This is a genomic window from Sandaracinus amylolyticus, from assembly GCF_000737325.1.
In the GTDB taxonomy this organism is placed as follows: domain Bacteria; phylum Myxococcota_A; class Polyangia; order Polyangiales; family Sandaracinaceae; genus Sandaracinus; species Sandaracinus amylolyticus.
Map to the genome: position 1 here is coordinate 1329844 of NZ_CP011125.1, position 18710 is coordinate 1348553.

Consider the following 18710-nt stretch of genomic DNA (forward strand, 5'->3'; position numbering starts at 1 on the left):
TAGCCGAAACGGCTGCGGACGCCGCTCCTGGCGAGAGGTTCGGCTACCGCGCGGGCGTCACAGCGGCATCGGCCGGCGCGGCCGGATCGGCGCGGCGCGCCGGAACGCTTCGATTCGAGCGCTCACCTCGAAGATGGTCTCGGTGCCTTCGAGCATCTTCAGATAGAGCGAGCGCCGTGCGAGCGCCTCGAGCTCGAACGTCCAGTAGAGACACATCAGCGGGTTCACGAAGAGCTCGCTGCGCTCGGTGCGCGCGAGCCGTTTCACATCGCCGAACTCGCCGGCGAGCGCCGACGCGATCGAGCCGTTCACGATGCTGCCACGCGGAAAGCGTCGCTCCGCGTGCTCCACCGCGTCGAGGAACACGCGCGCTTCGGGCATCGATGGAAGCAGCGAGAACGCGCCGAGGAACGCGTGCTCGCGCTGGAGGGCGGCGACGGCCTCGAGCACCGACACGTGCGAGACGCCGTGGAAGTGATCGATGCCGAACCCGAGACACGTCACGAGGCGATGCGCGATCGACGCGAGCCCCGCGACGGCGGCGAGGCTCGTCGCGTCCTCCTCGGGCGTGCCGAGCCCCGGCTCGTCGCCGCGCATCAGGATGTCGGTCCCGCCGTCGACCAGGACGATCGCGTCGAGATCGAGCGTTGCTGCGAGCTCGGCGTACGCCTCTCGCAAGGGCGCCACTCCGACCTTCTCGAAGCAGTGGATCGGCGCGTCGATCCCGCGCGCCGAGAGGAGCTCGCAGAGCGCTTGCTCGGGGAAGTAGCGCTCCGCGCCACGCGTGCGCGCATCGACGCGCGCGATCACGGGATGCGTGCGAACCGCGTCGGTATCGCCGAGGTAGGTGAACGAGAGATTCGCGAGGTGGACGTCCTTGCCCTGCGCGCGCAACGCGAGGAACAACGGCACTCCACAATAGACGTCGTACCCGCCTCCCGCGCCCGCGATCAGGATCCGCCGCGCTGCGCCGAGACGCGTCACGAGTGGCGAATGCGCGAGCGACGTCACGTGGCGATCCTCCTGCTTTCCTAACTTCCTGCTCTCCTCGAAAGCTCTCTCCTCATCTCCGCGTCCAGATGGACGCAGTCCGCGGATGCTCCGCGCGCGTCGATGCGCGCTGTGCCGCCTCCTCGCCGCACAGGCGTGCGATCAGATGCAGCGCGAGGTCGATCCCGCTCGTCACGCCGCCCGCGGTGATCACGTCGCCGTCGTCGACCACGCGTGCGTCGACGAGCACGCCGCCGTTCTTCTCGAGCGCGTCGCGCGCGACCTGGTGCGTCGTGCACGGACGACCGCGCAGGAAGCCCGCGGCCGAGAGCAGCATCGCGCCCGTGCACACCGAGGCCACGCTCGCGCCGGTCGCGCGCAGCCGCTGCAGCTCGCGCGCGAGCTTCGTCTGCGCGATCTGCGCGCGCACGCCTTGATCGCCGCGCGTCCATCCGCCGCCCGGCACGATCACCCAGTCGCACGTGCTCGGGATCGCGTCGCGCACCTCGATGCGCAGCCCGTGCGCGCCCTCGATCACGCTCGGTGCATCGAGCGCGCACAGCACGACCTCGAGCCCCGGTGGCTCGCTCGCCGCGCTGCGGAGGATCTCGTAGGGAGCGATCGCGTCGAGCTCGTCGACGCCTTGGAACACCGGGATCGCGATGCGCATCACCGTTGTTTATCACCGACGCGCGCCGGCGCGATCGCTCACGCCGTGGGCACCGTTCCGCCGTCGATGACGATCTCGGTCCCGGTGATCGAGCCCGCCCGCGGGGACGCGACGAACGTGATCAGATCCGCGACCTCGCGCGGCGTCGCGGGCCGCCCCAGCGGGATCCCGCCGAGCGAGCCCATGATGATCTTCTTGCCGCCTTCGTAGTCGGTGCCCGCCTGCGCAGCGAGGCGCTCCGCGAGACGCGTCGCCGCTTCGGTCTCGATCCAGCCGGGGGACACGCGCACGACGCGCACGCCCTTCGGGCTCACTTCCTTCGAGAGCGCCTTGCTGTAGGTCGACAGCGCCGCCTTCGCGGCCGCGTACGCGGTGGTCGACTCGGGCAGCGGGAGCTGGTGCTGGATCGAGGTGACGTGCACGACGACGCCGGAGCCCTGCGCCAGCATCGCGGGCACGAGGGCGCGGTCGAGGCGCACGGCAGGCATCAGGTTGAGGCCCAGCTCGCGAGTCCACTGCTCGTCGTCGAGCGCGGCGAAGCCACCCGCAGGCGCGCTCGATCCTCCGAGCAGGTTCACCAGGATGTCGATGCCGCCGAGGTGCGCGAGCGTCTCCTGCACGACGAGCGCGCAGCCGTCGGCCGTGGTGACGTCCGCCGCGACGTAGTGGACGCCGTCGGCGTCGTCCGGCGCCGACCGCGCGGTCGCGACGACGCGGACGCCTGCTTCTCGGAGCGCGCGTACGACCGCGGCCCCGACGCCCTTCGTTCCGCCGGTCACGAGCGCGCGGCGGCCGCTCAGCTCGAGGTCGAAGCTCACGGCGTGATCTCGAGTCGGGTGATGAGCTCGCCGCGCACGGCGAAGCGATATCGCAGCTGGATGGGGCTGCCCGGGAAGCTGCCGCGCACCAGCGCGGTGACCGTGGTTCGCTCCGCTGCGGTCTCGGAGCCGAGCGGCTCGGTCGTGAACCGATAATTCGCGACGCTGTCCGCGCTCCACGCCGCGATGGCGGCGCGACCGCGGTGCTGGCGCCCCTCGTCCAGCACGACGGCGTCCTCGGTGAAGCACCGAGCGACGGCCTCCGGATCGGTCGTCTGGTGTGCGAAGAAGCGCGCGACGGGCCCGAGCAGCTCGGGACGGGACGACGTGTTCGTGTGCATGGCGATGCTTCTAAGAAGCGGGTATCCATCACGCAAGAACACACGAAAAAGTGGGGTACGCACCTTTGGGTAAGCATGACCATCACACGCCCGCGACGGCGGCCAGCGGCATCGAGGATGCGATCCACATGCTCGAGGGGCGCTGGAAGCTGGTCATCCTCTTCCACCTCTTCGGAGGGAAGACGCTGCGCTTCTCGGACCTCGAGCGCGCGATCCCGGGCATCTCGCAGAAGATGCTCATCCAGCAGCTCCGGCAGCTCGAGCACGACGGCATCGTCGCGCGCACCGTCTACGCGCAGGTGCCGCCGAAGGTCGAGTACCACCTGACGGAGTGGGGGCAGTCGCTGTGCCCCGCGCTCGACGAGCTGCTCACCTGGGCCGAGAAACGCCCGACGCCGAAGCGCCCGCGCCGCGCGCCCAGGTCGTCGTGACGACTCGCGACGTCACATCACGCGCTTCGCGAGGACGACGGCGTCCACGCCCGTCCCCGCGATCGCGCGCGGTCGCTCCTCCGCGACGACGAGCTCCCACGCGCTGCGATCGAGCGCGGCGACGGCGCTCTCGACCGAGACCTGCACCTGGCCCGAGGCGGCCGTGGGCTTCCCCGTCGCGGGATCGATCGGACGGTGGCCGACCATGAGCAACGCGCCGCCGGGCGCGACGCCGCTCGCCATGCGCCGCACCGTCTCGTCCACCGATCCCGCGACGTGCACGTAGAGGCACACCACGAGGTCGAACTGCGCGCGGGGCGGCGTCCACGCGCCGAGGTCCGCCTCGACCCACGTGATGCGCGCGGCGATCTCCGGTCCCAGAGCTTCGGCCGTCGATCGCGCATGCGCGAGCGCGCTCGCCGAGAAGTCGACCGCGGTGACCGTCCATCCGTGCGCGGCGAGCCAGAGCGTCTCCGCGCCGTGACCGCACCCCGCGTCGAGCACGCGCCCCGGTCGAAGGCTCGCGATCTCGGTGATCAGGTGCGCGTTCGGCGGACGGCGCGCGACCTTGTCGGGGTGCTCGCGCAGTGTCTTCGCCCAGAGCCCTTCCCAGTACGCGCGGTCGTACGTCATGGCCGACACGTGAGGCTGTCGCGCTGCCGTGTCGAGTCGGCCGCCAGCCCCGGAGGTTGCGTCGTGCAGCGATGTGGACGACCGTCGATCCACAGCCGAGACGAGGACCCACGATGAGCGCGATCTTCGAGGATGCGCCGGCGCTCCCGCGCTGGCTCGAGAACGAGCTCCCGTTCCGACGCCGCGTCGCGCGGATCGACGGTCGCCGCATCCACTTCATCGACGAGGGCGCGGGAACACCCGTCGTGCTGATGCACGGCAACCCGACGTGGTGCTTCCTGTGGCGCAAGGTGATCACGCGCCTGCGTGATCGAGGCGGGCTGCGCCTGATCGCGCCCGACCTGCTCGGCCTCGGGCTCTCCGACAAGCTGCGCGCGCCGAGTGATCATCGCCTCGACGTGCACGCGCAGGCGATCGCGAGCCTGCTCGACGCGCTCGAGCTCGAGGGCGCGGTGATCGCCGCGCAGGACTGGGGCGGGCCGATCGGCGTCGGCGCGGCGATGCTGCGCGCGTCGTCGCGACCCGACTTCGTGCGCGGGCTCGTGCTCGCGAACACCGCGGTGCTCGAGCCGAAGCGACCGTTCCGCACCACCGCGTTCCATCGCTTCTCGCACATGCCGATCGCGAGCGACGTCGCGTTCCGCGGCGCGCTGTTCCCGGTGCCGATCCTGCATCGCGTGCAGGGCGATCCGCGCTCGATCGGCTCGCGCGAGAAAGCCGCGTACGCGTGGCCGCTGCGGCGATGGAGCGATCGCGCGGCACCGCTCGGGCTCGCGCGCATGGTGCCGGACCGCGAGGAGCATCCGTCGGTGCCGTTCCTCGATCGACTCGGCGCGTTCGTGCGCGCGTATCGAGGGCCCGCCGCGCTGGTGTGGGGCGAGCGCGATCCGATCCTCGGGCGCGCGCTCGCGCGACATCGCGAAGCGCTGCCGCACGCGAGCATCGAGGTCACGAGCGCCGGACACTTCCTCCAGGAAGAAGTGCCCGACGAGCTCGCGCACGCGATCCGCTCCGTCGCGGGCGTCTAACGAGGTGAACCTCAGCTCGGGCACCGCGTTGGCCTCTTCCTTTCCGGAGCGCGCGTGCGGCGCGCCCTCCCTCGTCGGGCAAAGCCCGCCGAGCCTCCCTCCCGCCCGAAACCCGAGACCACTCGCGGCGAGGCTCGACGCGAGTGGTCTTCGGGGTCAGCCGTTCTTGCGCAGGAACCAGCGCGCGCTCATCTCCGCGACCGCGCGCCCCGCGCCGTCCTCGATCACCACACGCACCGGGACCTCGGCGCCCTTGGGGCTCGACGCGAGCGCGTCGAGCACGGCCTCGCGCGTCGTCGCGAGCTCGGCGCGCGCGACGGCGGCGCCCATCGCGAGCTTGCGGTAGTCGACGCTCGCGCCAGCGAGCAGCGGGAGCACCTCGCCGAGGCGATCGGCGAACGCGGAGAACACGACCGCGCCCGATGCGGCCTCCGCGGCGGCGTACATCGCGGCGGCGTGAGGCCCCCCGACGTGGTTCTTGAGCGAGGGCACGTCGGGCAGCTTCACCGCCGCGCGACCGGGCTCTGCCTCGATCACCTCGAGCCCGAGGAACGCGTTGAACGGAACGCCCGCGATCGCCTGCTGGACTGCCTGCACGCTCATGCTCGCCTCCTCATGTCACCAGTGGTGACATTGGGCCGGGCGCGCACGAGCGTCAAGCGATCAGAAGCGCACGTCCGAGATCGCGACGCCGTCGAACCCCGCGGATGCGATGGCGTCCATCGTCTCGATCACCGTCGCGTACGCGATGCCGTCGTCGGCGCTCACCACCACGTCGTCCCCGCTCGATGCGCGCCGCAGCGCGAGGTGCGCGCGCAGCGCGTCGGGATCCGAGCCGCCGCTCGCGAACGGCAGCTCGACGCGATCCCCGGCTGCGCTCGCGACGACGTAGCGATCGGCGCGCAGCAGCACCGTCAACGCGGGCGTGTCGGGCGGGGCGATGGTCTCCGCCTCGTCGCTCGGCGTGAGCGTGCTCGCCTGCATCGCGGCGAGTCGGTTCCACACCGCGGTGACGAGCAGGAACATCACGCAGCAGAGCAGCAGGTCGATGAACGGGACGAGCGGGACGTCGTGATCGAGCGCGCGCTTGCCGCCGTGCGAGGAGCCGGTCGAGATCGATGCCATGCGCGCTACGACCGCGCGGCGTGCCCTGCGGTTCCCGAGAAGATCAGCGCGGCGTGGCCAGCGGTCGATCGCGACGCTCGAGGCCGCGCACCACGGGCCCGACGATCTCGCCCATGTACGCCTTCACGCGCTCGCGCCGGATCGGGATGCGCTTGCCGAGCAGCAGCACCGCGAAGCCGTGCGCCGAGGACCACACCGCGCCCGCTGCGCCGAGCACCGGCACGTCCTCGAGCGCGCCGCGCGCGATGCCGTCGGCGATCAGCGACTTGAGCACGCCGAACGCGTCGCCGACCGCGGCCTCGAGCGTGGGGAAGCGCTCGTCCTCGTTCAAGCGCGGACCGAGCATCACGCGGAAGTGCGCGGGGCGATCGAGCGCGAACTGCACGTACGCATCGGCGAGCGCCATCAAGCGGGCGGGCGGATCGTCCTCGGGCACCGCGGCGACGGCCTCGCGGATCTTCGCAATGAGATCGCGGAACCCACGCTCCGCGATCGCCGCGAGCAGCGCGCGCTTGTCCTCGAAGTGCCGGTACGCCGCGCTGTGATCCACGCCGACACGACGCGCGACGCCGCGCAGCGAGAGCGCGTCCTCGCCCTCCTCGGCGATCAGCGCGAGCGCGGCCTCGATCATCGCGCTCGGGAGATCTCCGTGGTGGTAGGCGCGCTCGGGCGGCTTGCTCGGAGCGGCCTTGCGCGAGGTGCGCTTCATCGCGCGCAGCATAGTGGATGAACGACGAAGAGCCCGGAGCGCATGACGCGCCCCGGGCTCTCTCCGATCACGTCGCGTCGATCACTCGGCCGCCGGCGCGCCTGCACCCTCGACCGGCTTGCCCGCGGCGATCCAGCCCTGGATGCCCGCGCCCATCACCGCGACGTTCGTGTAGCCGAGGCCCGACGCCGTCTCCGCCGCGACGTGGCTCGCCGAGCACTGCTCGTTCGCGCAATAGAACACGAGCTGCGTGCTGCGATCGGCGGGCAGCTGCTCCGCGGTGACCGCGTCGTAGTCGACCCACGTCGCGCCGGGCACGTGGTTCTGGTCGTAGGTCTCGCGCGAGTTCGCGTCGAACACCGCGACACGACCATCGGCCGCGGAGATCGCGGTCGCGACCTCGTCGACGGTGATCTGCGCGAAGCTCGGCTGCGCCTCGCTGCCGCTCGAGGTGGTCTCCGCGGTCTCGGTGGTGGTCGTCGACGACGACGAGCCGCCGCATCCGACGAGCGCAGCGAGGACGAGGGCAATGCTGGCGTTCCGCATCGAGGAAGTTCCTTTGTTCCGGGTAGGTACGAGGCCCCGATCAGCTCTCGTCGTCATCACGATCGCGATCGCCGGCCACTGCGGCGGGGAGCGGGAACATCGCGAGCGCGGGGTCGCGATCGCGGCGGATGAAGCGACGCGAGGGGTCGCGCACCCAGCCGCGCTGGCGCCACTCGAAGTGCAGGTGCGGCGCGTTCGCGAAGCCGGTCTCGCCGACCTCGCCGATCACCTCGCCGCGCTCGACGTACTGGCCCGCGAACACGTGCGTCGCGCGGCAGTGCGCGTAGAGCGTGGAGGCGCCGTCCTGGTGCAGCAGGATCACGACGTTGCCCATGCCCGTGAGGCCGTCGTCGCTGTAGACGACGAGCCCGTCGCGCGCGGCGACGACGGGGTCCCCCTCGGGCGCGCCGATGTCGACGCCGTCGTGTCGACGATGCGCGAGGCCTGCGTCGCGCGTGAAGCCGAAGCGGCGACCGAGGTAGCCCGACGGCACCGGGAACGTGAGGTGCTCGTCGGCGTCGAGGTCGCGCACCGCGGCGAGCCACTCGTCGAACGGACGCGCGTGCATGACGTGCATCGCGGTCGCGCGCAGGCCGAGCCCGAGGTGCTCCGCGAGCGCCGCCGCGGCGCCGTACGGCGTGGGCACGCGACGCTCGCCCTGGCAGAAGCGTCGATAGCCGCCGCGCGTGCGGCACTGTCGCGGCATCCGGCGGCGCTGTCGCGCAGGCTGCAACGGGAACGCGTCCGACGCGTCCGAGAGCCACGCCTCTGGAACGCGATCCGCGAGCACGACGCGCCCGAGGCGATCGAGCTGCTGCGCGCTCGTGGTGGCTGGATCGACGACGAAGAGAGCGGAGAGCGCGAGGGCGATCGTGAGGCACCGACACGCGTCGTTTCTCATGCGCGATCGACGCTACACGAGCCTCGTCGCGCGACGGAATGGGGATCGAGAAAGTTTGTGCTCAAATGAAGTCACCACGCGTACACCGTGTTTTCGCCGTGATCTGCGACGAGCGCGTCGACGTGATCGAGGAGCGCGCGGCGTCGCTCGGCGAGGTGCGCGAGCTGTCGCTCGTCGAGGATGGGCGCGAGCGGATCGCGCGCGAGCGTCGCGGCGTACGCGTCGAGATCGAGCGCGCGGATCGCGTCGACGGTGCGGCGTCGGACGCGCTGCGTCGCGGCGAGGCGCTCGTCGAGCAGGGTGAGGCGCGCGCGTCGCGGCGAGAAGCCCGCCGCTTGATCGAGGAAGACGAGCGGGCCGTGCTCGCCGCGCGTGCGCACGTTCGTGGAGTTGCTGCTCCAGCGATCGACGTTGTGGACGAGGAAGTCGAAGAGCACGAGGTCGCTGAGCTCCGCGGGTCGCGACGGCACGTCGGGCTCGAGCGCGACGGGCGGTGCCGTGGACGCGTCGGGCACGTCGGGCAACGGCTCGTCGCGCGCGTCGAGCGCGTCGGGGTCGGGCGTCGTGGCGCGCGCGCGACGCCACGCGCGCGCTTGCTGGAATGGTGTGATCGCGGGTGGCTCGTCGATGGTGATCCAGCGTTCCCAGCCGAGCGGCGCGCGGAGCGGCACGAGGCGGTCCTCGATCCACGCGACCATCGCGCCGCGCACGGTGCCGTCCTCCGCGACGACGATCTCGGAGACGCGGGCATCGCCCTCGGCGGCAGGCGCGAGCAGTGACCACGCGATGCGACGACCGACGACGAGCGGAGTGCGATCGAGGCCGAGCGCGCGATCGAGATGATGCGCGGCGATCTCGGCGTACCAGTGGGTGCCCGAGAACGTCTGCTCGGGCTTGAAGTACGCGCGGGATCCGTCGTCGAGCGTGACGCGGAACGCGAGGCTGCGTCCGCCGTGGCCGCGCTCGACGAGGACGATCGGCGCGGTCGCGAGGCGATCGCGGAGGGCGCGATCCGCGGCGGCGGGTGCGGGTGCGACGGCGGGTGCGACGGCGACGGCGGGTGCGACGGCGACGGCGGGTGCGGGTGCGACGGCGACGGCGGGTGCGGGGGAAGCAGCGCGAGCGTCGGGCTCGGCGCTCGTGCCGGTGTTGCAGGCCGTCGCGAGCAGCGTCGTCGCGAGGAGCGTCGTCGCGAGCAGCGCGTCGGCGATCGCGGGCGCGCGTCCGCGTGGCCGTGTCCATCGAGACGCGCGCGATGCGCGCGCTGCGTGAGGATCGCTGCAGAACGTCGGCACGAGCGCGGGCTCGGTGCAGCGGGCGCGCCACGCACGTGCGTTGCACTGCGCTCCTCGCGACATGCGTGCGTCGTGCGTCGCGCTGATCGCGTTCCTCTCGCTCGCGCTGCCCGCGCGCGCGCAGGAGGTGCCACGTCGCGCGGCGGAGGCGCGCGACGTGTGGTCCGAGCCGAACCCCGGCGTCCGCTACCTCTTCCGCATCACCACGACGCCGACCGAGCTGCACGCGCTCGTCGTCTCGCTCGCGCATCCCGGTGTTCGCATCGTCGCGACGCGCTACGACGATCGCTGGACGACCGTCGGCGACCATGCGCGCGCTCACGCGCTCGCGGGCGCGATCAACGGTGGCTTCTGGGGCGCGCTGCAGCGGCCGCGTGGGCTCGCGATCGGCGGTGGCGAGGCGTGGCCGACCTCCGCGGCCGATCCCGAGATGGGCTTCTTCGCGATCGATGCGCGCGGTCGCGCGCTGGTGCGAGCGCCCGGCGAAGCAGTCGCGGACGCCGAGCTCGCGACGCTCGTCGACGCAGTTTCGGGCCGGCCGATCCTCGTGCGCGCCGGGGCGATCGATCAGGCCGCGCTCGACGCGTTCGAGACCGCGAACCAACGCCAGCCGCGCACCGCCGTCGGCCTCTCGGAGGATCGTCGCACCGCGATCCTCGTCGTCGTCGACGGCCGCCGTCCGACCAGCCGCGGGATGACGCTCTACGAGCTCGCGCGATCGATGATCGAGCTCGGCGCGCACGACGCGATCAACCTCGACGGAGGCGGCTCGAGCGAGATGTACGTCGCGCGCTCGGGCGGCGTCGTGAACGTGCCGAGCCGCGGCCGCTGGGAGCTCGCGCTCGGCGCGCGGACCGAAGACGTCCGCCGCGACGCGAGCGGGCGCGAAGAGCGGTACGTGCGCGGCGTGGAGCGCGAGGTCCTCAACCACCTCGGCGTGATCGCGCCCGAGTGGCCCGCGCTCGCGCCCACTGCGTTCGAGAGCGCGCTCGGCGGCGCGCCCGAGATCGATGCTCCGAGCACACATCGCCTCGCGCCCGAGCCGCCTCCGCTCCGGCTCGGCGCGCTGCGCGAGCTCGTCGCGCCCGTGGTCGCGCTCGCGATGCTCGTGCTGCTCGGCGCGATCGTGATCGCGCGACGACGGCGTGGCGCTGCGCCCCTCGTCCGATCGCGTGGCGTGCCGATTGCCAACTCCGAACGGTGACCTCGAGATGCGCTCCGCGATGTGGCGCAGCGTCTCGAGCATCGACGTCGGAGGAGGCGCAGCGTGGCGAACACGACTCACGGATCCCACGACCTGGGCGCAGCGCACGAGCGAGATCGCGGTCGCGAAGCGGAACGTCCCACCCAGATCCCGCCGAAGGGCTGGAAGGACGTGCTGCTCCGCGTGAAGAAGGAGATGAAGGAGGACCGCATCTCGGTCGTCGCGGCGAGCGTCGCGTTCTGGACGATCCTCGCGATCTTCCCGGCGCTGATCGCGCTGGTGCTCCTCTACGGACTGATCTCCGATCCCGCCGAGGTCGAGCGACAGGTCTCGAGCATGTCGAGCGCGCTGCCCGGCGACGCGCGCACGCTGCTCTCGGATCAGATGCGCGGAATCGTGAGCACGCCGCGGCAGGGCCTCGGCATCGGTCTCGTCGTGTCGCTGCTCGGCGCGCTCTGGGCGGCGTCGGGCGGCATGCGTGCGCTGATCGACGCCCTCAACATCGCGTACGACCAGCAAGAGACGCGCAACTTCTTCAAGCTGCGCGCGCTCTCGATCGCGCTCACCGTCGGCGCGATCCTCTTCATCGCGCTCGCGGTGTTCTCGGTCGGCGTGCTGCCGGTGATCTTCGAGTACGTCGGGCTGGGCCGGGTCGTCGAGCGCGTGCTCGAGTTCGGGCGCTGGCCGCTGCTCGCGCTGCTCGCGACGATCGGGCTCTCCGCGCTCTACCGCTTCGCGCCGTGCCGCACGCACGCGAAGTGGCGCTGGGTGACGCCCGGTGGCGTGGTCGCGACGGCGTTCTGGCTCGGCGCGACCGCGCTCTTCTCGTTCTACGTGTCCAACTTCGGCAGCTACAACGAGACCTACGGCGCGCTCGGCGGCGTGATCGTGCTGCTGCTCTGGCTCTATCTCAGCTCCTACGCGGTCCTGCTCGGCGCGGAGATCAACGCCGAGATGGAGCACCAGACCGCGAAGGACAGCACCGTCGGCGAGCCGGCCCCGATGGGCGAGCGCGGCGCGACGATGGCCGACACGCTCGGTCCCTCGTACGCGCGATAGTCCCTACCGGAGTGCTCGTCCCGCGGGTCGCGGACGAGAGCGCGCGAAGCGCGCGGCGGTGGGGACCCGGGGGCGAGCCGATTCGAGAGTGCTCGTCTTCGAGCACGCGCGCGGCGCGACGAGTGATCGTCACGCCGCGCGCGGGTCGCTCACGACGGGCTCACGGATCGACGCACGCGACCTGACCGTCGTCGCCGGTACCGCACGTCTGGCCGAGCAGGTTGCAGCGCGTGCGGGTCACGCGCCGCGGGCCTTCACCGGCGCCCGTGCAGCGCACCGCGACGTCACCGCGGCACTCGCCGAGCACCGTCGCGTCGCCGCACGGGTCGCGCCAGCGGCGCGCCTGGTTCGCCGCGTCGAGCGACTCCTGGCCGAACACCGCGTACATGCCGCCGTAGTTGCAGTACATCTCGCGCGAGTGGATGCCCCACGACGCGACGCCGAACACGCGCAGCTGGCCGTTGACGACGCGCGTGAGCGGACCGCCCGAGTCGCCGTGGCAGATCTGCGCGTCACCCTCGGTGTTGCCGACCCACGCTTCGTACTCGGGGATCAGATACGTCGTCTCGTAGTACTGGCGATAGAGCTGCTCGTAGTAGTCGTCGGGACCTGCATCGCCGTCGTCGGGCGGGCCACCGTCGCCGGGCACGCCGGCATCGCCCTCGTCGGGCGGCGGGCCCGCATCGCCCTCGTCGGGCGGGCCGCCGTCCTCGTCTTCCGCGGGGAAGGTGATGCCGAGCTCGCGCTCGAGCGCCGCGCGATCGAGGATGACGCCGAAGTGTCCCTGGCCGACGAGCCACTCGCGGAACGCTTCGTAGCTGCCGAAGATCATCTCGAAGATGCGGCCCTCCCGCGCGCGCAGCTCGACCGTGCCGGCGCGGCGGATGCCGTACTCGCCCGCGTTGTTGCGCATGCCGTAGCCGATGACCGCGAACTCCTTCCCGATGTCGCGATCGGTCAGCGCCACCATGCGCGCCGGTGTGATGTCGGTGATCGGCGTGTCGAGGTGGAGCGCGGCGATGTCGCGCCAATAGCCGACGAAGCTCTGTTGCTCACCGCGCGGCAGCTCGGTCGACGCGACGACCTCGACGGTGCGACGCGGCGCGTATCCGTCGGGCCCCATCGCGAACACGATGCGATAGCCGTAGCCGGTGTACATGCCCGAGTCGAAGAGCTCGGAGCAGTGGCGCGCCGTCAGCACGGTCTCCTGTCCGACGAGCGTGGCAGTGCAGAACGGCTCGATGCTGCCGTACGGGCTCATCAGGCCGAGGCTGCCGATCGCGTCGAGGCTCGGAGAATTCGCGGCGACGCCGCCGATGATCTCCTCTTCCGCGACCTCTGGTGCGCGCTCGGACGCGCAGCCCAGCGCGCCGGTGCCGAGCCCCAGCACGGCGCCCGCCGCGGTGGCCATGCGTGCCAGTCGAAGGCCGAACGAACGATGTTGTCTCATGGGACGCAACTCTCCCTCTCGACTGGCATGCTCGAAGGTCGAGCGTGGCAGTCACGACATGCGAAATGGGTTTGCTCGGACGAAGACGGACTCCGGCGCTCACTCGCCCCCGTCGATGCTCTGTCGGGATTGCGTCGAACGACTTCCACCGACGCACCGGACTTCGCCTTCGTCGTTGCGGGCCGGCGTAGAGCACCTCGAGTGCCAGCGACGTTTCGTGCATCGCAGACGAAATCGGACGTCATCGCGAGAGCGCGTGTCGTGTCGCGCTGAAAAACGCATGGGCCGCCCACGCGAGCACAGGCCCATGGGCGTGTGCACCGCGGGACACGGCGAGAACCGCGCGGCACAGCGCGGCCCGGCGAGCGCGCGCCTACGCCGAGCTTCGGGCCGCCAGGCGCGTGGTGCCGACGAGACCGGGGCGCACCGGGTACGGCAGCTCGAGCGCGACGTCGCGCAGCGTGCTCGTGTCCCAGCCGTTCTCGTCGAGCCGGGCGCGCGTGTCGCGCGCGGGATCGCAGCCGCCGAGCAGCGCGCTCCACGCGGGACGGATCGTCTTCTGCACCTGCCGGAGCGCACCGCGCGGCGCCGCGACGTGCTCCGCGAGGAAGAGCGGCGCGCCGGGCGCGAGCAGTCGCGCGACCTCGCCGAGCACCGCCTTCACGTCGTTCACCGAGCAGAGCACGAAGGTCACGACCGCCGCATCGAACGAGCGCGCGTCGAGCGGCAGCGGGCGCGATGCGGACGCGCTCACGACGCGATGTGGACGGCCCCATGCCTCGAGCCGCGGGCGTGCGCGCTCGGCGAGACCGACGCTCGGCTCGACCGCGACGAGCTCGCTGACCGCGTCGGGATAGAACGGCAGGTTCGCGCCGGTGCCGAAGCCGATCTCGACGACGCGGCCGCGCACGTCGCGCAGCAGCTCGGCGCGCAGCGGATCGACGCCGGACATGCCGTGATCGAGCAGTCGTCCGACGACCTCGCGATCCCACACCTGCTTCAGCGGCGTCATCGATCGATCGCTATCGCACGAGCGCGCACGCGGCGCGACCCGGTGTACCGTCGCGCGCATGGACGTCCGCGTGATCGATGCCTGGATCCAACATCCGACGCCGACCTTCCTCGCGCATCCGATGTTCGAGACGCTCCGGCGATGGATGCGCATCGACGTCGTGCCGGACGCGATCCCGCTCGAGCTGACGCTCGGCGCGATGGACGCCGCAGGCGTCGAGCGCGCGCTGATCTCGGCGTGGTGGGGCCCCGGCGGCCCGCTGATCTCGAACGACGACGTCGCGCGGTGGGTGGACGCGAGCGGTGGACGGTTGATCGGTGTCGCGTCGGCCGATCTGCGGAGACCGATGGAGGCAGTCCGCGAGATCCGTCGCTGCGCGGCGCGCGGCTTCCGCGCGGTGCGCATGCTCCCGTGGCTCTGGGAGCTTCCGCCCGATCACCCGCGCTATTACCCGATCTACGCGGCGTGTGTGGATCTCGGACTGCCGTTCTGCACGCAGGTCGGGCACACCGGGCCGCTCATGCCCTCGGAGCCCGGGCGGCCGATTCCCTATCTCGATCGTGTCGCGCTCGACTTCCCCGAGCTCGTGATCGTCGGTGGCCACGTCGGACACCCGTGGACCGACGAGATGATCTCGCTCGCGACCAAATATCCGAACGTCCACATCGACACGTCGGCCTACAAGGCGAGCCGATATCCCGCGTCGCTCGTCGCGTTCATGCGCACGAACGGCCGCAAGAAGGTGCTCTTCGGATCGAACCACCCGATGATCACGCCGGGCGCGTGCCTCGAGGGCCTCGACGCGCTCGGCCTCGACGAAGAGACGCGCCGCCTCTTTTTGCGCGACAACGCGGTGCGCATCTTCGGGCTCTGATGGCCTCGGTGGGGGGACGATGAGCGAGAAGATCCGGGTCGCGGATGGAGTCGACGGGGAGCTCGCGACACCCGCGGGCGACGGCGAGGTGCCCGGCCTGATCGTCGTGCACGAGTGGTTCGGCATCACCGATCACGTGCGCGCCCTGTGCGATCGGCTCGCGGCGGAGGGATATCTCGCACTCGCGCCCGACCTCTATCACGGGGAGCGCGCGACGAACGAAGAGGACGCCTCGCTGCTGATGCAGAAGCTCTCGACCGGCGCGGCGATGCAGGACGTGGCCGCGGCGGTCGCGCGGCTGGAGCAGGACCCGCGGTGCAACGGACGCATCGGCATCGTCGGGTTCTGCATGGGCGGCGCGATGGCGTTCGCGGCCGCGGCGAGCGTGGAGGGGCTCCGCGCGGCCGTGCCGTTCTACGGGATCCCGATCCCCGGGTACTTCGATGCGTCGAAGGTGAAGTGCCCGATCCAGGCGCACTTCGCGGCGCGCGACGAGTGGGCCACGCCGGCGCGCGCGCAGAAGTTCCAGAGCGAGGTGCAGGCGAACGGCGGCGAGATGGAGCTGCACGTGTACGACGCGGGCCACGCGTTCATGCGCGAGGGCGACGAGCGCGCGTACGACGCGAAGGCCGCGAACGAGGCGTGGTCGCGCGCCCTCGCGTACCTCGCCGCGAAGCTGAAGGGCTGATCAGCGCACGCCCGCGGAGAGCAGGATGTCCGAGAAGAGCGGGCGATCACCGTCGGCGCGCAGCGCGTCCATCGCGCGGACGAGCTCGTCGTAGGGCACGTTCGGATCGGCGCTCAGGATCACGCGATCGTCCTGCCCGAGCGACGCGTGGAGCCGCGCGGCGCACGCGGAGAGCGCGGCGGAGTCGATCGCCCCGTCGCGGCGCGGGACCGCGACCGCGTACGTGCGCGTCGTCGCGGTGCACTCGGCGGTCGCGAACCCACCGGGCCCGGCGATCACGACGCCGCGTGCGACGATCGTGACGCTCGGGGTCGCGACGACGTTCGTGGACGCGCCGCGCGGGCCGCGCGGGAGCTGCGCGTCGACCTGCGCGACCATCATCACCGAGCCTGCGGTCGCGAGCAGGAAGAGCAGCAGGTTCGTGATGATGTCGAGGAACGGCACGATGTTCAGCTCGCCGTCGAGCGGCGCATCGGACCGGCGTCGTGCGAGCGCGCGTCGTACGTGGCGAGCGATGGAGAGCGGCGAGGCCATCGGCGCTTGGAGCGCGCGTGGTGGAGAAAGTTCCCGCTGACCCCAAGCTCGGTGCATGACCGACTTCGCGGGCCTGCGCGCAGCGTTCTTCGACCGATGGCGTGACGCGCACCCCGACGAGGCGGGCACGCTCGGCATCGTCGATCCGGTGGGGCGCCTGTGCGACCCATCGCGCGAGGCGATCGAGGACGAAGCGCGCGCGCTCGGTGCGATGCTGCGCGCGCTCGAGCCGTGCCCGGTCGACGGAGAGGCGCGGCTCGATGCGTGGATGATCACGTCGTGGGCGCGGCACGAGGTACGGCGCGTCGCGCGCGGCGCGCACCTCGCGAACGTCGAGCTCGGGCTGCTGCCGTATCACCTGCTCCGGCATCACCTCGTGCACGCCGAGGACGAGACCGCGCGCGCGGTCGCGGCGTCGCGCATCCGTGCGATCCCCGCGTTCCTCGCGGCGCACGAGCGCACGCTCGCGGCGGGCATCGCGGAAGGCGTGCGGGCGCACGCGGGGACGGTGCAGTGGATCGCCGAGCGATCGCTCCCGGCGATCGCGCGCGCCCTCGACGACCTCGGCGCGCCCGATGCGGCGAGGGCGTACGAGGCGCACGCGCGATTCTTGAACGATCGTGTACGTCCGAGCGCGCGCACGTCGGGGGCGATCGGTGCCGAGGAGACGCGCGCGCGCCTCGGGGACATGGCGCTCTCGCTCGAGACGTCGCTCGCGGAGGCGCACGTCGAGCTCGAGCGCGCCCACGACGGGCTGGTGCGCGCGGCCGCGCGGGTGCCCGAGCTCGACGGGGCGCGCGACGTGGCCGCCGTTCGCGCGGCGATGCAGCCGCTCTACGCGCGCTCGATCGCGTCGCGCGACGACGACGTGATCCCGGCGTACGAGGCCCTCGTCACGCGGGCGAGCGCGTTCGCGCGCGCGCACGGTCTCGTGCCCTTCGACGATGCGCTCGCGGTGCGAGTGGGTGTGCTCCCGCCGGCGATCGCCGAGGCCGGTCACGCCCAGAATTGGGCGGCCCCGCTCGTCGCGCCGCAGCCGCGCGCCGACTTCCTCGTCGCGCGCGACGCGCGCGTGCATCCGGCGATGGCCGCGCCGCTGCTCGCGGTGCACGAGGCGGTGCCGGGGCACGCGCTGCAGAGCCTCGCGTTCGCGCGCGCGCACGGGCGCGATCCGCGGCCGGTTCGTTTCCTCGCGATCGCCGACGACGTCGCGATGGCGCGCTCGTACTTCGGCGCGATGCTGTCGATCGAGGGCTGGGCCACGTGGGTCGAGCACCGCATGCTCGAGCTCGGCTTCTACGAGGGCCTCGCCACGGTGTACGCGTGGAACGTGCGCGCGATCCGCGCGGCCCGCGTGATCGTCGATCTCGGGATCCACGGCGAAACGATGTCGATCGCGGAGGCGCGCTCGTTCTTGAACGATCGTGCACTGCTGCCCGACTCGATCGCGACGCGCGAGGTCGCGCGCTACCAGCGCATCCCGCTGCAGGCGCTCACGTACCTCACGGGCGCGCTCGCGATCGAGCGACACCTCGCGCCGCACCGCGCGCGTGGGGACGAGACGCGCGCGATCGCGGCGCTGCTCGCGGCGGGGCCGGTGCCGCCCGCGCTGCTGTGATCACGCGGGGACGATCACGATCGCGCGCGTGTCGACGTTCAGCACCTGACCGCCGCGATGTCGCGCGAGCGGCTCGTCCCAGTGCACGTGGCCGCAGATCGTCAGCGGGACGCGATGTCGCTCGACGAGCGCGCGGATCGCATCGGCGCCGGGCTGCGCGCGATCCCCGCACGGCCCTTCGTGCAGCACGAGCACGTCGAGGCCGGTCTCCGCGAGCAGCTCGATGCGGGCGTGCTGCTCGCGCTCGTCGCGCCGCCCGAGCTTCGCCGGGTCGCCCGCGATCCGCCCGACGCCGCCGATGCGCAGCCCGTCGAGCACGACGTGATCGCCGTCGAGCGCGCCCTCGCGCACGCGCGTCACGTCGTCGTGGTTGCCCGCGACGCCGACGACCCACGCGAACGACGCGCCGAACGCGTCCCACACGCTCGCGACGTCGCCGAACCCGCCGCGCCGGTTCGCCTCGGGCACGCTGTAGAGGTCGCCCGCGAGCACGACGCCCGTTCGCTCGGCGCGCGGGATCACGCCGTCGTCGGCGAGCGCGACGAGGTGCTCCGCGACCGCGACGCCGAGCAGCGTCGAGGCGCGCGTGTGAGGGTCGGGCACGACGCCCTGCAGGTCGCTCGTCGCGACGAGCGCGTCGAGGTCACGAGGCAGCCCGTGCGCGCGCGCGAGGTGCACCGGCAGCCGCGAGACCTCGCTGCGACCGCGCGGGCTCGCGTTCAGGTAGCGCACCCACGAGCACGGCGTGGGCTCGACGTCGACGAGCTCGATCATGCGCACCGAC

General features: G+C 72.0%; 22 protein-coding genes. 7 read left to right on the forward strand and 15 right to left on the reverse strand.

The genetic code is table 11. The annotated features are described in order from the left end of the window. Positions 1-57: 57 nt before the first annotated feature. The 4 genes from DB32_RS05500 to DB32_RS05515 are packed head-to-tail and all read right to left on the reverse strand — an operon-like array spanning position 58 to position 2819. Positions 58-1011, reverse strand: a complete 954-nt coding sequence (locus DB32_RS05500) for a DUF1152 domain-containing protein (protein WP_053231372.1) — start codon at positions 1009-1011, stop codon at positions 58-60. Between the two features lie 52 nt (positions 1012-1063). Beyond that, positions 1064-1660 (reverse strand): DJ-1/PfpI family protein, encoded by a 597-nt coding sequence (locus DB32_RS05505; protein WP_053231373.1) that lies wholly within the window; start codon positions 1658-1660, stop codon positions 1064-1066. 38 nt (positions 1661-1698) lie between these two features. Continuing rightward, positions 1699-2478: an SDR family oxidoreductase gene (locus DB32_RS05510; protein ID WP_053231374.1), complete on the reverse strand. Its 780-nt coding sequence runs from the start codon at positions 2476-2478 to the stop codon at positions 1699-1701. Continuing rightward, positions 2475-2819 carry a nuclear transport factor 2 family protein gene (locus DB32_RS05515; protein WP_053231375.1) on the reverse strand — a complete coding sequence of 115 codons (345 nt, stop codon included), beginning with the start codon at positions 2817-2819 and terminating at the stop codon, positions 2475-2477. Before DB32_RS05515 ends, DB32_RS05510 begins: the two co-directional genes overlap by 4 nt. Positions 2820-2869: 50 nt before the next feature. Between DB32_RS05515 and DB32_RS05520 the strand changes: the two genes are divergently transcribed. Continuing rightward, positions 2870-3250 carry a winged helix-turn-helix transcriptional regulator gene (locus DB32_RS05520; protein WP_053231376.1) on the forward strand — a complete coding sequence of 127 codons (381 nt, stop codon included), beginning with the start codon at positions 2870-2872 and terminating at the stop codon, positions 3248-3250. A gap of 12 nt (positions 3251-3262) precedes the next feature. Here the strand turns inward: DB32_RS05520 and DB32_RS05525 are convergent, their stop codons facing one another. Next, entirely contained in the window at positions 3263-3883 is a 621-nt protein-coding gene (locus DB32_RS05525) for a class I SAM-dependent methyltransferase (RefSeq protein WP_053231377.1), read from the reverse strand. A gap of 113 nt (positions 3884-3996) precedes the next feature. Here DB32_RS05525 and DB32_RS05530 point away from each other — a divergent pair, with 113 nt between their 5' ends. Next, entirely contained in the window at positions 3997-4911 is a 915-nt protein-coding gene (locus DB32_RS05530) for an alpha/beta fold hydrolase (protein ID WP_053231378.1), read from the forward strand. A 156-nt stretch (positions 4912-5067) separates the two neighbouring features. On the opposite strand, the gene DB32_RS05535 is transcribed toward DB32_RS05530, so the two are convergent. From DB32_RS05535 to DB32_RS05560, 6 genes are all read right to left on the reverse strand, one after another. Next, positions 5068-5514, reverse strand: a complete 447-nt coding sequence (locus DB32_RS05535) for a DUF4442 domain-containing protein (protein WP_053231379.1) — start codon at positions 5512-5514, stop codon at positions 5068-5070. A 60-nt stretch (positions 5515-5574) separates the two neighbouring features. After that, positions 5575-6036: an ExbD/TolR family protein gene (locus DB32_RS05540; protein WP_053231380.1), complete on the reverse strand. Its 462-nt coding sequence runs from the start codon at positions 6034-6036 to the stop codon at positions 5575-5577. Positions 6037-6079: 43 nt separating this feature from the next. Continuing rightward, entirely contained in the window at positions 6080-6745 is a 666-nt protein-coding gene (locus tag DB32_RS05545; protein ID WP_075097825.1) for a TetR/AcrR family transcriptional regulator, read from the reverse strand. An 81-nt stretch (positions 6746-6826) separates the two neighbouring features. Beyond that, the gene (locus tag DB32_RS44995; RefSeq protein ID WP_053231382.1) at positions 6827-7291 is read right to left on the reverse strand and encodes a rhodanese-like domain-containing protein; all 465 of its coding nucleotides are present in this window, start codon (positions 7289-7291) and stop codon (positions 6827-6829) included. Positions 7292-7331: 40 nt separating this feature from the next. Further along, positions 7332-8192 carry a M23 family metallopeptidase gene (locus DB32_RS05555; protein WP_053231383.1) on the reverse strand — a complete coding sequence of 287 codons (861 nt, stop codon included), beginning with the start codon at positions 8190-8192 and terminating at the stop codon, positions 7332-7334. A gap of 71 nt (positions 8193-8263) precedes the next feature. Then, positions 8264-9550: a hypothetical protein gene (locus tag DB32_RS05560; protein WP_053231384.1), complete on the reverse strand. Its 1287-nt coding sequence runs from the start codon at positions 9548-9550 to the stop codon at positions 8264-8266. Here DB32_RS05560 and DB32_RS05565 point away from each other — a divergent pair. After that, positions 9549-10691, forward strand: coding sequence for a phosphodiester glycosidase family protein (locus DB32_RS05565; RefSeq protein WP_053231385.1), 1143 nt, complete (start codon positions 9549-9551; stop codon positions 10689-10691). The genes DB32_RS05560 and DB32_RS05565 overlap by 2 nt on opposite strands. A gap of 63 nt (positions 10692-10754) precedes the next feature. Further along, complete coding sequence (locus DB32_RS05570) at positions 10755-11750, forward strand: YihY/virulence factor BrkB family protein (protein ID WP_053231386.1); 996 nt, start codon at positions 10755-10757, stop codon at positions 11748-11750. A gap of 160 nt (positions 11751-11910) precedes the next feature. Here DB32_RS05570 and DB32_RS05575 read toward each other — a convergent pair whose 3' ends face one another. Beyond that, the gene (locus tag DB32_RS05575) at positions 11911-13200 is read right to left on the reverse strand and encodes a trypsin-like serine protease (protein WP_083457163.1); all 1290 of its coding nucleotides are present in this window, start codon (positions 13198-13200) and stop codon (positions 11911-11913) included. Between the two features lie 373 nt (positions 13201-13573). Then, positions 13574-14212: a class I SAM-dependent methyltransferase gene (locus tag DB32_RS05580; protein WP_075097828.1), complete on the reverse strand. Its 639-nt coding sequence runs from the start codon at positions 14210-14212 to the stop codon at positions 13574-13576. A gap of 58 nt (positions 14213-14270) precedes the next feature. On the opposite strand from DB32_RS05580, the gene DB32_RS05585 reads away from it, so the two are divergent. Together DB32_RS05585 and DB32_RS05590 are read left to right on the forward strand one after the other, a co-directional pair. Next, positions 14271-15086: an amidohydrolase family protein gene (locus tag DB32_RS05585; protein ID WP_053231389.1), complete on the forward strand. Its 816-nt coding sequence runs from the start codon at positions 14271-14273 to the stop codon at positions 15084-15086. A gap of 19 nt (positions 15087-15105) precedes the next feature. After that, positions 15106-15774: a dienelactone hydrolase family protein gene (locus DB32_RS05590; RefSeq protein WP_053231390.1), complete on the forward strand. Its 669-nt coding sequence runs from the start codon at positions 15106-15108 to the stop codon at positions 15772-15774. On the opposite strand, the gene DB32_RS05595 is transcribed toward DB32_RS05590, so the two are convergent. Next, positions 15775-16308, reverse strand: coding sequence for an ExbD/TolR family protein (locus DB32_RS05595; protein WP_053231391.1), 534 nt, complete (start codon positions 16306-16308; stop codon positions 15775-15777). 55 nt (positions 16309-16363) lie between these two features. Between DB32_RS05595 and DB32_RS05600 the strand changes: the two genes are divergently transcribed. Then, complete coding sequence (locus DB32_RS05600) at positions 16364-17926, forward strand: DUF885 family protein (RefSeq protein WP_053231392.1); 1563 nt, start codon at positions 16364-16366, stop codon at positions 17924-17926. Here the strand turns inward: DB32_RS05600 and DB32_RS05605 are convergent, their stop codons facing one another. After that, positions 17927-18700 carry a metallophosphoesterase family protein gene (locus DB32_RS05605; protein WP_075097455.1) on the reverse strand — a complete coding sequence of 258 codons (774 nt, stop codon included), beginning with the start codon at positions 18698-18700 and terminating at the stop codon, positions 17927-17929. Between the last annotated feature and the right edge of the window lie 10 nt (positions 18701-18710).